Source organism: Dysosmobacter acutus, from assembly GCF_018919205.1.
GTDB classification, from domain to species: Bacteria; Bacillota; Clostridia; order Oscillospirales; family Oscillospiraceae; genus Oscillibacter; species Oscillibacter acutus.
Genome location: NZ_JAHLQN010000001.1, coordinates 1,022,735 through 1,036,818 on the forward strand (window position 1 = coordinate 1,022,735; position 14,084 = coordinate 1,036,818).

A 14,084-nucleotide genomic window follows, 5' to 3' on the forward strand; every position below is an offset into this window, starting at 1 on the left:
GGAGAGCCAAATGAGCTTTTGGAAAAAGAAGGAGACGGCACCCGCGTTTGTTCAGCTGCGCCAACCGGATCAGCATCCCTTTGGACTGCTGAACAACTGCGTGCCCATGCGCGGAGGCGAAACGCAGCTCTGCCGCGCGGTGCGGGAGGCGGTGCCCATTGTGGACGCGGCCATCTACAAGCTGATCCGCCTGGTGGGAGGCGTTCGGGTCCAATGCCCGCAGGCCCGGGCGGATGAGGCGCTGAATCATTTTTTGAAGACGGTCAACGTGGGGCGCGGCCAGTTTGGGCTGAACTCCTTTGTGGACTGCTATGTGGATTCTCTGCTGACCTGCGGCAGGGCCATCGGAGAAATTGTGCCGGAGCGGGGAAACCGGGATATTGCGGCCCTCCTCTGCGGACGGGTGGACAACCTGGAGATCCGGGAGGGGCACAGCCCGCTGGAGTTTGTGATCTGCGGCCCCGACGAACACGGAGCCGTCGTTCCGCTGCCCTATCAGAACCTGCTGCTGTTTACGCCCCTCAACCCGGAGGCGGACAACCCCTATGGCGTGTCGCTGCTGCGCTCGCTGCCCTTTTTGAGCGATATCCTGATGAAGATATACAACACCATCGGCGTCAACTGGGAGCGGTGCGGAAACGTCCGGTTTGCCGTGGTCTACAAGCCCCAGGAGAAGGAGCTTTCCGGCGTGCAGGCCCAGGAGCGCGGGCAGCAGCTTGCAAAAGAGTGGGCCAGCGCCATGCAGAGCACGAAAAGCGGAAGCGTCCGGGACTTTGTGGCCGTGGGCGATGTGGACATCCGGGTCATTGGGGCCGACAACCAAATCTTAGACAGCGAAGTGCCGGTCCGGCAGATTCTGGAGCAGATTGTGGCCAAGACGGGAATTCCGCCCTTTATGCTGGGGCTGAGCTGGTCCTCCACGGAGCGGATGAGTTCCCAGCAGGCGGACCTTCTGACCACGGAGATCACGGCCATCCGGCGGACGCTGACGCCCATGCTGGAGAGAATCTGCCGGCTGTGGCTCAGAATGCAGGGCATGAGCGACCAGGTGGAAATCCTGTGGGATGACATCAATCTCCAGGATGAGTTGGAAGAGGCCAGGGCGGCCCTTTACAAAGAACAGGCAAGAAAGCTGCGGATTGAAAACGACGCGGCGGAAGTGCGGCAGTGACAGGAGGAGAACATGGATATCAGAAAAGAGCGGGAGGGGACGCTGAGCTGTCCCGCGGCTGAGGCGGATTTGGAGCTGATCAACCAATTGTCCAAGGGCAAGCTGAGCGCGGAGCAGGTGTATACCTTTGGCGTGCGGCTGTGCGACAACGAGGTGGACCGGGACTATGAGCGATTCGACGAGCCGGCCCTTCACAAGTTGGGCGACCTCTTTGTGGGAAAAAGCGGTATTTTTGACCACCAATGGGCCTCCAACGGCCAAACCGCCCGTATCTACCGCACAGAGGTATGCTTTGAGCCGGAGAAAAAAACATCCCTGGGGGAGGTGTCCTGCTATCTGAAGGGGTATGCCTACATGCTCCGCAGTGAAAAGAACAAGGACCTGATTGCGGAGATTGAGGGCGGTATCAAAAAAGAGGTCAGCGTGGGATGCAGCGTGGAGCGGAGCGTCTGCTCCATCTGCGGCAGCGAAATGGGGAGCTGCGCCCACCAAAAGGGAGAGACCTACGGCGGCAAGCTCTGTTTCGCAGAGCTTCGAAATCCCACGGACGCATATGAGTGGTCCTTTGTGGCCGTACCCGCCCAGCGCCGTGCCGGCGTCATCAAGCGCTGCGGCACGCTGAAGCAGCTTGTGGAGGCGGCGGAGCAGGGCGCGTGTCTGGAGGAGTGGAAGGCCCTGCAGCAGCAGGCGGAGTTGGGGCGCAAGTACCTTGGCGCCCTGCGCGCCGAGGTGAGCCGTCTGGCCGCGCTGACCGACGAATCGCTGAACGCGGATGTTTTTTCAGGGATCGCAGACAAGCTGAGCGAACCGGAGCTTCTGGAGCTCAAGCGGGTATATGAGAAGCAGATGCGGAGCAGATACCCGCTGCAGACCCAGCTGCGGGACGTGGAACAGGCCACGGACAATAAAGCTGTTTTTCTCGTGTGATGAGAAAGCGGAATATAAAAAGGGAGGACGACAATGAACATTTCTTTTGACGGCATGAACCAGTGGACAGCTACCTTTGCCACCTCGGACGCAGTGGAGGGGCAGGTGGTCAAGATGACCGCAGGCGCCACGGTGGGTGCCTGCGCCGACGGCGACAGCTTCTGCGGCGTTACCGCCGCAAAGCGCTCGGAGGACGCCTGCGCCGTGCAGCTTGCCGGCGTGGTGACGGCACCCTGCACCGGCGCCGCGCCCGCCGTGGGCTACGCAAAGCTTTCGGCCAACGGCACCGGCGGCGTCAAGACCAGCTCGACCGGCCGGGAGTATCTGGTGCTGGACATCGATACCGGCGCAAGTACCGTAACCTTTGTACTGTAAGGAGGAAGATGGACAATGGCCTATCATTTTGACAATTTGAAGCTGGACAAGGGCATGTACGCCCAGTCCGGCAAGAGCTTTACCCAGACCCTGGAGGAGCTGGACCCCAGCGAAAGCTACCGGGGCACCGCCCTGGAGGGAATGGACGCCTTCCAGCGCCAGCTCAAGCGCTTTGACATCCATGTCAAGGGTGTCGGAAGCGATATGGTGGAGAAGTTTTTCCACACCACGGATTCCGCCGTGCTGTTCCCTGAGTTCGTATCCCGGGTGGTGCGCCAGGGCATGGAGTCGGAAAACATCCTGCCTAACATCACCGCCACGGTGACCAATTTTGACGGTATGGACTACCGCTCCATTGCCTCCGTGCCCACGGAGGAGGAAAAGTCTCTCCGGCGTGTGGAGGAGGGCAGCGAAATTCCAACCACCTCCATCCGCACCCAGGAAAACCTGGTGCGGCTGCACAAGCGGGGCCGGATGCTGGTGGCGTCCTATGAGGCCATCCGCTTCCAGCGGCTGGACCTTTTCTCCGTGACGCTGCGCCAGATCGGCGCCTACATCGCAAGGATGCACCTGGAGGACGCCATCTCCGTTATCCTCAATGGCGACGGAAACAACAACGCCGCCAAGAGCTTTGCCGTGGGCACCAAGCCCATCGGCGGCACCGCGGGCGCTTTGAGCTATGACGCGCTGCTGGACTTCTGGGCCCAGTTTGACCCCTATGCCCTGAACACCATGCTGGTTGCAGACGATGTGATGCTGGCCATGCTGAAACTCAGTGAATTCCAGAATCCGCTGACCGGATTGAACTTCCAGGGCACCGGCACATTGACCTCCCCTCTGGGGGCAAAGCTGCTGCGCACCTCCGCCATGCCGGCCGGCAAGATGATTGGCCTGGACAAGAACTACGCCCTTGAGATGATCAACGGCAGCGGCGTGACGGTGGAGTATGACAAGCTGATCGACCGGCAGCTGGAGCGGGCCGCGATCACCAGCATCTCCGGCTTTGCAAAGCTCTACAGCGACGCCTCCAAGGTGCTGGCGGTGTGATTTAAAGCCGCGCGGAGCGCGGCATAGGGAGGACAAATATGAGTGATGAAATTTTGAGCCTGGCAAAGACGCTCAGCGGCGCATCGGAGCAGGAGTCAGAGCTGTTGGAGACGCTGTGCGCCGCGGCGGAGGATTCTCTCCGCACAAAGCTGCGCCAGGGCATCACACAGCAAAGCTGCGCCGCAGCCTATCCCTGCGCCGCGGCAATGCTGGCCGCTGCCAGCCTTTTGGAGTGCCGGGGCGGCCAGGGCGGATTTTCCTCCTTTACGGCGGGCACGGTCTCTGTCGGCGGCATATCCGCAACAGAGACCGGCGCCTCCGCCGACCGGCTGCGCCGGGAGGCTTGGCGACTGATGGAACCTTATGTGAACGACGAGGGCTTCTTATTTTGCGGGGTGAGAGGATGACGGAGAGGCTCATGGAGATCGTGTCCCGGTACGGCCAGGAGGCGATTTTGATCCGGGAGGGGGCAGAGACTCCCATACGGGCTTTTATCCAGCCCTCGGCCGACCGAAACCGGCTGGAGGACGCGGGGGACGTGTTGGGGAGAGAAGACGAGCGCCTCTTCGTCTACCTGGGGCGGACGGCCGTGGAGCCTGGAGATGTGCTGATCTGGCAGGGGCTGCGGCTGCGGGTAAGAACCTCCTCCCCCTATTATGTGGGGCGGGAGCTGAGCCATTACTGGGCGGCCCTGCGGCCGGAATGGGAGGCGGCGGTATGACGGGAATGAATCAGGTGCGCGGCGCGGTGATCCGCTGCTTGCAGGACTCCGGGCTGGAGGCGGTCCCCCGGATGGGACAGCAGCGGGAAAAGCGCCCGGGCGGCGCGGTGGCGGCAGTGGGCGTCCGTCAGAGCAGCGGACGGGCCATGGGCTTTTGCAGCTATCTGGGGCAGGTTTATGATGAGGAAAAGGGAACCGTCCGGGAGCTCTATGGCAAACGGCTGGAGGTGGATCTGGCGGTGGACATCTACGCGCCTGAGAGCGACGAGTGTGAAGCCGCAGCGGAGACGGCGGCAGAGGTGCTGCTCTCCGGGCTGCCCTCCGGACTCAAGCCATTGGAGGCCAGCTGGGGTGAAGTGAAATGGGATCGGGACCGGGACCTGTACGTTCGCCAGGGAGCGGTCCGGTGCACGGCGTACTTTACAGCGACAGGCAGCGAGGAGAGCGGGGCGCTGCTGGATTTTGAATTGAAAGGTGTGGTACTTCCTTGTTGAGTACAGTTCATGAGCGTCCCGGAGTCTATTCCTCCTACGACGCATCCGCCGTTTTAAACGGCGGCGCCGCCATCCGGATCATCGGTCTGGCGGCTTCAGCCACAAAGGGGACGGCCAATGAAGCCGTGACTCTGACCAGCTATGCTGCGGGGCTTGCCGCCTTTGGCGAGGACGCCGCAGGCAGCGCGGGCATGTCCACGCTGCTGAAGCTGCTGTTTGCCGGCGGCGCGTCCACTGTGGTGGCGGCCGCGGTGGAAGAGAAGACGGTCAGCGGCTATACCGCGGCCTTCGATGTCCTGGCCCAGCAGGAGAATATTCAGATTGTGGTCTGCGACAGCGCGGACGCCGAGGTGCATCAGACGCTGAGGCAGAGTGTGGAATCCGCCTCCCAAAACCGCAGGGAACGCATCGCGGTGGTGGGGAGCAGTGCCAAAAGCGCGGTACAGCTCAAGGACCACGCGGCTCAGATTAACAGTGAGCGTGTGGTGCTGGTGGGCCCTGACGCGCTGGACGAGTCCGGAAAGACCCTGCCCGGCACCTGCAGCGCGGCGGCAGTGGCCGCGGCCATCGCGGTCAACCGGGACCCGGCCGTGCCCCTCAACGGCGCAAAGCTTTACGGCCTGGGCGGGGTGAGTCAGCGCTACAGCGACAACGATATTGATCTGCTGGTGCAGGGGGGCGTGACGCCGCTGGAGGAGGTGGCGGGTGTGATTTCCCCTGTCCGCGGCGTTACCACCCGCACCACCACAGGAGGCGTGGCCGACAGTACCTGGCGGGAGCTGACCACCATCCTGATTGTGGACAATGTGATTCCCACCATCCGCAGCTCTCTGCGCAGCAAGTTCACCCGCACCAAAAATACCGCCCAGACAAGAGGAGCCATCCGCTCCCAGGTGGTGGTGGACCTGGAGAGCAAGGTCAAGGCGGAGATCATCGACAGTTACGGCGAGGTGTCGGTGAGCGTATCGGAGGAAAATCCCACCGTCTGCCTGGTGGAGTTCAGCTTTGCCGTGGCCCATGGGCTCAATCAGATCTATCTGACGGCCCACATTACGGTTTAAGGAGGCAAGTTTATGGAGATTGCAGGTTTTCCCACCAGCGCGGACATCTATCTGGAACTCAACGGAAAGAAAGTGGCGGTGGTACAGAGCTACTCCGCTAAAGTCACCCGGAGCAGCCAGACCATTGAAGCCTTCGGTGAAAGCGAACCGGTGGCCACCATTCCCGGCCAGTGCAAATACACCCTGGAGCTGACCAGGCTCTATGCCACCGACGAGGCCATCAGCGACGGTATCAGCTTCTACAATCTGGAGGACTTCTCCCTTGTAATCTGCAAGCCGGACCGCAAGGTGATTTACAGCGGCTGCCAGTGGAGCAACATCTCCGAGCAGGGTGAGCTGAACGCCATGGTGGCTGAAAGGGTGACGGTATTGGCCACGGGGCGCATTGAGATCGCCGCGTGATGAATGAGATCGACGAACTGCGGCCGGTGACGGCGGCCCAGCTGCTGAAGCTGCGGCGGGATCCGCTGCTCAGCCAGTGCGCGCCGGAGGAGTCCGGCCTTTTGGGCAATGCCCTGGTGCTCTCTAAATGCTGCTACTATGAGGATAAGGCGGCGTTTGAAAGCGCCGAAGAGGTGATGGAGGCGCTGACAGCGGAACAGATCGAGCGGCTGATCCGGCTGCTCTGTGCCGGGGAGCAGCCAGGGGAACGCCCGCTGGACGGAGGAAAAAGCGCCGCCTTTGACCAGGAGCGGTTTCACCGTTTGCAGGAGGAGACTACATGAATTATATTGAACAGCTCCTGCTGCGGCAGAGTCAGCTGTGGAGAATGCTGCTGACAGGGGAAGAGCGGGAGGAGCAAAAAGAGCAGGAACCCCGGGCCGGGACTGCCGCCGAGAGGGCGATGGCACAGCGGGAGATGCGCAGGGAACCATATCTTGGGGAACAGGCGGGCTTTGCTCAGGCGGCGGGAGAGCAGGGATATGAGAAGGCTGGATTCCCAAATCGGCGGCTGATCCGGAAAGAGGACGGGCGGGCTGAGCGAAAGGCGGGGCCCCAGGAGCCGAAGGATTGGGAGGAGCGGGAAAGCTTTACAGGGGCCGCTCCGCCCCAGGGGGGAGCGCCGGCGGACTTCTCCCGGCAGATTCAAAGGGATGCCCGCCGCTATGACGGCGGATATGCCCTTTACTGACAGGAGGAATCAGATGGAACTGACACCCATGCGCTTTAAGGACTATGTATGGCCCCACAATCCGGCCACCTACAGCATCACCTACCAGAGAAAGGTGGCGGTTCACAAGGTGCCCTTTGGCCGGTACTGTATGCAGGATCTGGACCTTGGGAACCGGGTGATGCGGGGCGAGGGAGAATTTGCCGGGGCCGGGGCTTATGATGAGTTCCGCAAACTGGCGGTGGTATTTTACAAGAAGGGGCCGGGGCTGCTGGTGCATCCTGTGTGGATGGCGGCCAACGCCTATTTCATCTCCCTGAGCCTGGCCCAACAGCCAAGGCCCGACTACGTCAAGTACACGTTTGAATTCTGGGAGAGCTTTGACGGCTACGGGTCCTTCAGTGTGGACCAGGAGGCCGGCGGAAGCACTGTGAGCCGGGGAAACAGCAGCGTTTACTACACTGTGGTCAAAGGCGACACGCTATGGGGGATTGCAAACCGGTATGGGGTCACGCTTCAGTCCCTGATTGCCAATAACCCGCAGATCAAAAATCCCAACCTCATCTATCCGGGAAATCAGGTGAAGATCAGGTGAAGGGGCAACTGAAAACGTACGATGGCGTGGTGTACACGCTGCCGGTCCTGCTGAACTGGGAGATCATCCGGACAGGAGGGGTGCCCTGCGACAGCTTTACCGCTGTGTGCCTCTATGAGAGGTCCATGGCGGAGGTGTTGCCCAGGGTGAACCGTTTCCGGGCGGCGGTAGATGGGGTCAGCGTTTTCTACGGCGTGCTGGATGAATACGAAATCCACCAGTCGGAGCAGGGCCTTTTGCTGACGGTGGCCGGACGCGGCCTGTGCGCGCTGCTGCTGGACAACGAATCCACCGCGGCCAACTACCAGCGGGCCACCACAGAGGTGATTTTACGCAATCACGTGACGCCCTACGGACTGACTTGCAGCGCGGCTCTGCCGCTCTCCGGCGCCTATGCCGTCAGCTCCGGCGTCAGCCAGTGGAAGGCGATAGATGGGTTCACCCGGCGCTATGGCGGATTTTCTCCCTATTTCGACCATGTTGGGAGAGTGATTCTTCAAAAAAACGTGGCCGGAAAGACGCTTGCTCTGACGGACGGCTCGCCGGTGCTCTCCATAGTGAAACGGGAGCAGCGCTACGGCGTGCTGTCGGAGGTGCTGGTGGTGGACAAGTCCCGGGGCGTCTCCCACCAGGTGAAAAACGAGCCCTTTTTGAGCCGGGGCGGCAGCTGCCGGCGGGTGCTGTATACGCCGGGAAAGAGTACGTACGAGGCCATGCGCTACACGGGGACCTATCAGATCGAGGAGTCCCGGAAGGATCAGCTGTCCGTTGAGGTCAAGCTGCAGGGGGCGTTTGCGGCGGAGCCGGGCGACCAGGTGACGCTGCGCATGGAGAGGACGGGCATCTCCGGAAGCTACCGGGTGGAAGAGGCCCGCAGCAGCCTGGATGAGAGCGGAGAGACCTGCCTTTTGACACTGAAGGAGAGATAATCGGTATGTGGCTATCAAGACAGCTGAGAAGCGCCCAGGGGACGGCGGAGCTCCCCGCCGCCGATCTGGGCGTGACCACCATCAGCGGCGACAGCGCAGGCGTGCTGGCCCGGGGAGAGGTGCGCAACCTTCCGGTCATGGGGCCGGGCGGATTTGCCTGGAAGCCGGACAACGGCACGGCCGCCCTTTTGATCCGGGGAGGCACCGGGGCTGAGGAGTGCTGCGTGGCCGGGGTGGAGGACCCGGAGGGAAAAGACCTGGAGCCGGGCGAAGTCCTCATCCACTCCAACGGGGCCTCCATCCGTCTGAACAACAACGGGGAAATCCACCTGTCCGGCAGGCTTTATATCAACGGCGAGGAGTATCAGGCGCCGGTCATCGGGGAGTGAGAGTATGGAATTGAAGATCAGGGACGGAGACTATGTGACCGACGGAGCCGGCGGGCTCAGGCATGTCAGTGGCCGGGAGGCCCTTTTGCAGAGGGTGCTGTTCAAGCTGACGGCCCGCAGAGGCGCCCTGCCCTTTCTGCCTCAGTTGGGCAGCAGGCTCTATCAGCTGGGAGGCGAGAACCCTGTGGGGAGAAAGGGAGCCGCGCTGCAATATGTGACGGAGGCGCTTTCCGACGAGGAGGACTTAAGCGTGACGGACGTGGAGTTAGGCAAGGACGGGCAGGGGCGGCTGGACATCAAGGTTCATCTGCTCTATGAGGGAGAGGAGCTCAGAGTGCCCCTCACAGTCCGGTAAGGAGAAGAGAATGAAAACCATTGACGAAATCTATCAGGAGCTTCTGGAAACCTTTGCGGAAAAGGCGGGATTTGTTCCAGAGGAGTCCTGCGACCTGAGTGTCCGCCTCTACGCCGTGGCGGCCCAGGTGCACTCGCTTCTGATTCAGGCGGACTGGGTACTGGACCAGAGCTTTCCCCAGACCGCCCAGGGGGAGTATCTGGACTACCACGCACAGCTCAGGGGGATTACCCGCCAGGAGGCGGTCCGTGCCCAGGGAACGCTGCGCTTTCTCACAGACAACGCCTTAACCATGGACCTGATGATTGAAGCTGGCACGGAGTGCATGACGGAGGATAACGTGCGTTTTGTCACCACCAGGGAGGTCACCATGGCGGCGGGGACGCTGTCGGTGGACGTGCCTGCCGCGGCCGTGGAGGCCGGCAGCGCGGGCAACGCGGTGGCAGGGTCCATTGTGTGGATGGCCGCCATGCCGGTGGGGATCACGCGCTGCACCAATCCGAACCCCTTCGCGGGAGGAAGCGACGCGGAGGACGATGAATCCCTTCGCAAGCGCATTCTTGAAAGCTATCAAAGGCTGCCCAACGGCGCAAACGCCGCCTTTTACCAGAAGATCGCCATGAATCACGCCTCAGTGGCAGCTGCCACCGTGGTGGGACGGGCCAGAGGCATCGGCACAGTGGACGTCTACGTAGCGGCCGCCACCGGAGTCCCTTCGGAGGATCTGATAGAGGAAATCCGGGCGGACCTCCAGGAAAAGCGGGAGATCGCCGTGGATGTTCAGGTTCTTGCGCCCGAGACACGGGAGGTGGCGGTGACGGCTCAGGTGGAAGCGCAGAGCGGGTATACGTTTGAATCGGTGAAGACCAGCGTAGAGGAAGCCCTTGTCCAGCAGTTCTCCGGAAAGCAGTTAGGCAAGTCGGTGACCCTGGCGCAGTTGGGCAACCTGATCTATCACGCGGCAGGCGTGGAGAACTACCACCTTGTGCTGCCCACGGAGGACATTCCGGCGGACAGCAAGGTCCTGCCTGTGTTAGGCCCTGTGACCATCAACAAGATGAACGGCTAAGGAGGCTGGGACATGGGGTATGAAACCTATCTGAAGGACCTGCTGCGGCCTCTTGGAATCTATCAGATGAAAGAGGGCAGTCTCAGCGGAGGGGAGCTGTCCGCCGCAGGCGGGGGGCTGGACCTGTGCGCCGGGGCGCTGGACCGCGCCGAGCGGGAGGGAATCAATGCCACGGCGGAAGAGGAGGGCCTGGACCGGAGAGAAGCGCTGTTTGCGCGGAGAAACGCCGCGCCCACCACTGAGCTGAGACGGGAGGCAATTGCCGCCCTGATGCGCATCGACGGAGACAGCTTTACGCTCAAGGCAATCAACGACACCATCGGCGGATGCGGAATTCCCGCCCAGGCCATTGAGTTGGAGGACCGGATCCGGATCATATTTCCCGGTTTGGTTGGAATGCCGGAGGAGTCTGAGCGGATTGAGAAAATCATTCTGGACATCATCCCGGCCCATTTGGAGACGGAGTTCTACTATAGATATTTGACTTGGGCGGAGTGCGAGGCCCACGGCTACACATGGGCCGAGGTGGAGGCTGCGGGCTATACCTTCCTTGCCTTCCAGATGGCGGTATGACCCAAGGGGCCGGTGGCACAGCGCCGGATTCCGGCTATACTGATAAAGAAGCGTCCCGGAGGCCTGGGAGACGCCGGACAGCGCGGCCCTATACCGGGGCCGCCGCTTAAACAAAGCACGCAGGATCAGGCCATATAAGGTGATTGAGATGATCAACAGCAGAGACATTTCCCGTTTGCGCTCCGATGTGGAGGCCAACTGCCGCACGCTGCTTGCGCTGTGCAAAGAGCGCGGCCTGGCGGTACTGGTGACCAATACGGTGCGGGACGAGGAATACCAAGCATATCTCTACGAACAGGGCAGGACACGCCCGGGGAGCATTGTCACCAATGGAAAGGTCCCGACCTTTCACTCGGTGAAGGCCGGTCTGGCCTTTGACATCAGCAAAAATGTCAAGGGTGAGGAATACAGCGATCCGGACTTTTTCCGAAAGGTGGCCGCACTGGCCAAGCAGATGGGATTTACGTGGGGCGGAGATTGGAAATCCATTGTGGACCGCCCCCATTTTCAGTGGGACGACAAGGGCAGCTACACCAACGCGGATATCCGCGCCGGCCGTTATCCGCCGCCCATGCCGCTTTATCAGCAAGAGGAGGAACCCATGACGCAAGAACAGTTCAACAAGATGATGGAGACCTATCTGGAGGCCCGCGCCAAACACGAGCCCTCCGATTGGAGCGCCGAGGCCAGAGCATGGGCAGAGCGGGAGGGAATCATCCGGGGCGACAAGGATGGAAACATGATGTACAAAAGCTTCTGCACCCGGGAGGAAATGGCCGCCTTTCTGGAACGGCTGGCAAAGACGATGGAATAGAAAAAGGCCCCGCCTTACAAGGCGGGGCCTTTTTCATCAGACAAACAGCACCAGCAGATGAGAGAGCACAGCGCAAAGGACAATTCCGATGACGGTGGGAAGGGCGATGGCCAGCAGCGTCCAGCGAATGCTTCTTGTCTCCTGGTAGATAGTCAGACAGGTGGTGGAGCAGGGCCAGTGAAAGAGGGAGAAGAGCATCACACACAGAGCGGTGACCCACGTCCAGCCGTTGGAGGTGAGCAAAACCTGAAGGGAACGCAGATCTGTCATCTCGATGATGGTATTTTGCGCGGTATAGGCCATGAGGATGATGGGCACCACAATCTCATTGGCCGGGAAGCCCAAAATGAAGGCCAGCAGAATGACTCCGTCCAGGCCAAGGAACCGCCCCGCAGGATCCAGCGCAGAGGCAAAGCGGGACAAAAGAGAGACCCCTCCGGGAGAGACATTGGATAAGAGCCAGATCACCAGGCCCGCAGGCGCCGCCACGGAAACCGCTCTTCCCAAAACGAAAAGGGTTCGGTCAAAGATCGAGCGTACGATGACCTTGCCCACCTGGGGACGGCGGTAAGGGGGCAGCTCCAGCGTAAAGGAGGAAGGGACGCCCCGCAGCAGCGTCCGGGACAGCAGGCTGCTGGCGGCCAGCGTCATTCCCACGCCAAGAAGGACCAGGGCGGTGAGCAGAAGAGCGGACAGCAAAGACGACTGGCGCTCCACTCCCACAAAGAAGATGGTGAGCATGGTAATCAAGGTGGGAAAACGGCCGTTGCAGGGGACGAAGTTGTTGGTGAGAATGGCGATCAAACGCTCCCGTGGGGAGTCGATGATGCGGCAGCCCGTGACGCCCGCGGCGTTGCAGCCAAACCCCATGGCCATGGTCAGCGCCTGCTTCCCACAGGCGCGGCACCGGCGGAAGCTGTGGTCCAGGTTGAAGGCCACCCGGGGCAGATACCCCAAATCTTCCAACAGGGTGAAGAGGGGGAAAAAAATGGCCATGGGCGGCAGCATGACGGAGACCACCCAGGCCAGCGTCCGATAGATGCCGTCCACCAAAGCGCCGCTGAGCCATGTCGGCGCGCCTAAAGTGTGGAGCAGGCTTCGGATTGGCTCTTCAAAGGAAAGCAGGGTGGAGGAGAGCAGAGAGGAGGGGTAGTTGGCGCCGGTGATGGTCAGCCAGAAAATGCCGGCCAGGAGCGCCAGCATCACAGGAATACCGGTCTTTCGACTGGTCAGAATGTGGTCCAGGCGCCGGTCCCGCTCTGTGCGCCGATCCTCTCTCTGGTATACCACGCTGCGGCCAATCCGCTCCGCTGTCTCCACAATCCGGGAGACAACGGCATCCTGCAGCTTGTCGGGGGTGGGGTAAGCATCCTGAAGCAGGGTTCGGGCCTCCTCCAACTGGGGGCAGTTGTCTGGGGGCGTAAGGTTCCCGCAGAGCATCTGGAGCGCTGCCCAGCGTGGATGGACGCTTGACTCGCAGAGGGCTGGTGAGAGAAGCCCCACGGCCGCCTCTATATCCGGCGGGTAGATCACCGGGCGGGCGGTACCGCCGTCAAGCTTTGCCTGACTGACGGCAACGTCCATCAATTCGCTGAGTCCTGTGCCGCTGCGGGCGGCGGCGGGAACTACCGGGACACCCAGCTTGGCTGAAAGCGCCTCTATGTCCACGGTGACGTTCCGGCGCTTTGCCTCGTCCATCAAATTGACGCAGACCACAGTCTTTGAGGTGATCTCCAGCGTTTGAAGGACCAGGTTGAGATTGCGCTCCAGGCAGGTGGCGTCACAGACGACGATTACCGCATCCGGCTCTCCGCCGCAGAGGAAGTCGCGGGCCACTTCCTCCTCAGCGGAGTGAGCCAGCAAGGAGTAGCAGCCTGGCAGGTCCACCAGTAAGTACGATTTTTCGCCGTGTTGGCAGATCCCCTGCGCGGTTGCCACTGTTTTACCGGGCCAATTCCCGGTATGTTGATTCATGCCTGTCAATGCGTTGAACACCGTTGATTTTCCCACATTGGGATTTCCGGCCAGGGCGAACACTGCCTCATGTTCTCCGCTGCTGCGCAGCCTTGTGTCAATGGCGGCTCTGCCGGTAGAACCGACGGTAAGACCCAATTCGATTCACCTCCAAAGAAAAGTTCACGCGGGAAGGACCATGACCTGATCGGAATCCTCCCGACGCAGCGCAATGAGCGCACCCCGGATTTGATAGGCGGCAGGATCACCGGCGGGGCTTTTCAGAACACACTCCACTTCCGTTCCCTCGATCAGCCCGATATCCTGTAGCCTGCGCCGCATGCTGTCGCGGGTGAGCAATGAGACCACCTGGCCCCGCTGCCCCTCCCGTAAATCTGATAAAGCAGTCATAAGAGTCAGCCTCCGAATAGTTTTTCGGAGAGAACCCCTGGTTCTCTCCTGTTAACAGAATATGCGGCTGTGCGCTATTGGGTACAAAA

At 61.1% G+C, this 14,084-nt stretch carries 20 protein-coding genes; 18 read left to right on the forward strand and 2 right to left on the reverse strand.

Annotated elements, in window-relative coordinates; translation table 11 throughout:
- Positions 1-10 precede the first annotated feature (10 nt).
- The 18 genes from KQI82_RS04890 (at position 11) to KQI82_RS04975 (ending at position 11,631) form a co-directional block, all read left to right on the forward strand.
- Positions 11-1,171 carry a phage portal family protein gene (locus tag KQI82_RS04890; RefSeq protein ID WP_216631765.1) on the forward strand — a complete coding sequence of 387 codons (1,161 nt, stop codon included), beginning with the start codon at positions 11-13 and terminating at the stop codon, positions 1,169-1,171.
- Between the two features lie 12 nt (positions 1,172-1,183).
- The gene (locus KQI82_RS04895; RefSeq protein WP_216631766.1) at positions 1,184-2,098 is read left to right on the forward strand and encodes a hypothetical protein; all 915 of its coding nucleotides are present in this window, start codon (positions 1,184-1,186) and stop codon (positions 2,096-2,098) included.
- Between the two features lie 33 nt (positions 2,099-2,131).
- Positions 2,132-2,473, forward strand: a complete 342-nt coding sequence (locus tag KQI82_RS04900) for a hypothetical protein (protein WP_216631767.1) — start codon at positions 2,132-2,134, stop codon at positions 2,471-2,473.
- A gap of 15 nt (positions 2,474-2,488) precedes the next feature.
- A complete protein-coding gene (locus KQI82_RS04905; protein ID WP_216631768.1) occupies positions 2,489-3,520 on the forward strand; it encodes a phage major capsid protein in 1,032 nt (343 codons plus the stop codon).
- A gap of 38 nt (positions 3,521-3,558) precedes the next feature.
- On the forward strand, positions 3,559-3,927 hold the full coding sequence (locus KQI82_RS04910; protein ID WP_216631769.1) for a hypothetical protein: 369 nt from the start codon (positions 3,559-3,561) through the stop codon (positions 3,925-3,927).
- A gap of 11 nt (positions 3,928-3,938) precedes the next feature.
- Complete coding sequence (locus KQI82_RS04915) at positions 3,939-4,241, forward strand: hypothetical protein (RefSeq protein ID WP_216631770.1); 303 nt, start codon at positions 3,939-3,941, stop codon at positions 4,239-4,241.
- On the forward strand, positions 4,238-4,735 hold the full coding sequence (locus KQI82_RS04920) for a hypothetical protein (RefSeq protein ID WP_216631771.1): 498 nt from the start codon (positions 4,238-4,240) through the stop codon (positions 4,733-4,735). Before KQI82_RS04915 ends, KQI82_RS04920 begins: the two co-directional genes overlap by 4 nt.
- Positions 4,732-5,796, forward strand: a complete 1,065-nt coding sequence (locus tag KQI82_RS04925) for a phage tail sheath C-terminal domain-containing protein (protein ID WP_241426617.1) — start codon at positions 4,732-4,734, stop codon at positions 5,794-5,796. The genes KQI82_RS04920 and KQI82_RS04925 overlap by 4 nt, the downstream gene beginning before the upstream one ends.
- 12 nt (positions 5,797-5,808) lie before the next feature.
- The gene (locus tag KQI82_RS04930; RefSeq protein WP_216631773.1) at positions 5,809-6,198 is read left to right on the forward strand and encodes a hypothetical protein; all 390 of its coding nucleotides are present in this window, start codon (positions 5,809-5,811) and stop codon (positions 6,196-6,198) included.
- Positions 6,198-6,521: a hypothetical protein gene (locus KQI82_RS04935; protein WP_216631774.1), complete on the forward strand. Its 324-nt coding sequence runs from the start codon at positions 6,198-6,200 to the stop codon at positions 6,519-6,521. Before KQI82_RS04930 ends, KQI82_RS04935 begins: the two co-directional genes overlap by 1 nt.
- Positions 6,518-6,928, forward strand: a complete 411-nt coding sequence (locus KQI82_RS04940) for a hypothetical protein (protein WP_216631775.1) — start codon at positions 6,518-6,520, stop codon at positions 6,926-6,928. Before KQI82_RS04935 ends, KQI82_RS04940 begins: the two co-directional genes overlap by 4 nt.
- 13 nt (positions 6,929-6,941) lie before the next feature.
- Entirely contained in the window at positions 6,942-7,502 is a 561-nt protein-coding gene (gene safA / locus KQI82_RS04945; RefSeq protein ID WP_241426618.1) for a SafA/ExsA family spore coat assembly protein, read from the forward strand.
- Positions 7,499-8,431: a hypothetical protein gene (locus KQI82_RS04950; protein WP_216631776.1), complete on the forward strand. Its 933-nt coding sequence runs from the start codon at positions 7,499-7,501 to the stop codon at positions 8,429-8,431. Before safA ends, KQI82_RS04950 begins: the two co-directional genes overlap by 4 nt.
- Positions 8,432-8,436: 5 nt before the next feature.
- On the forward strand, positions 8,437-8,820 hold the full coding sequence (locus tag KQI82_RS04955; protein ID WP_216631777.1) for a hypothetical protein: 384 nt from the start codon (positions 8,437-8,439) through the stop codon (positions 8,818-8,820).
- A gap of 4 nt (positions 8,821-8,824) precedes the next feature.
- On the forward strand, positions 8,825-9,175 hold the full coding sequence (locus KQI82_RS04960) for a hypothetical protein (protein ID WP_216631778.1): 351 nt from the start codon (positions 8,825-8,827) through the stop codon (positions 9,173-9,175).
- Between the two features lie 10 nt (positions 9,176-9,185).
- A complete protein-coding gene (locus KQI82_RS04965) occupies positions 9,186-10,244 on the forward strand; it encodes a baseplate J/gp47 family protein (protein WP_216631779.1) in 1,059 nt (352 codons plus the stop codon).
- A 12-nt stretch (positions 10,245-10,256) separates the two neighbouring features.
- Positions 10,257-10,817, forward strand: coding sequence for a hypothetical protein (locus tag KQI82_RS04970; protein WP_216631780.1), 561 nt, complete (start codon positions 10,257-10,259; stop codon positions 10,815-10,817).
- Between the two features lie 148 nt (positions 10,818-10,965).
- Positions 10,966-11,631 carry a M15 family metallopeptidase gene (locus KQI82_RS04975; RefSeq protein ID WP_216631781.1) on the forward strand — a complete coding sequence of 222 codons (666 nt, stop codon included), beginning with the start codon at positions 10,966-10,968 and terminating at the stop codon, positions 11,629-11,631.
- 36 nt (positions 11,632-11,667) lie between these two features.
- Here the strand turns inward: KQI82_RS04975 and feoB are convergent, their stop codons facing one another.
- Complete coding sequence (gene feoB / locus KQI82_RS04980) at positions 11,668-13,743, reverse strand: ferrous iron transport protein B (RefSeq protein ID WP_216631782.1); 2,076 nt, start codon at positions 13,741-13,743, stop codon at positions 11,668-11,670.
- A gap of 24 nt (positions 13,744-13,767) precedes the next feature.
- Complete coding sequence (locus tag KQI82_RS04985) at positions 13,768-13,995, reverse strand: FeoA family protein (RefSeq protein WP_187332293.1); 228 nt, start codon at positions 13,993-13,995, stop codon at positions 13,768-13,770.
- Positions 13,996-14,084 lie beyond the last annotated feature (89 nt).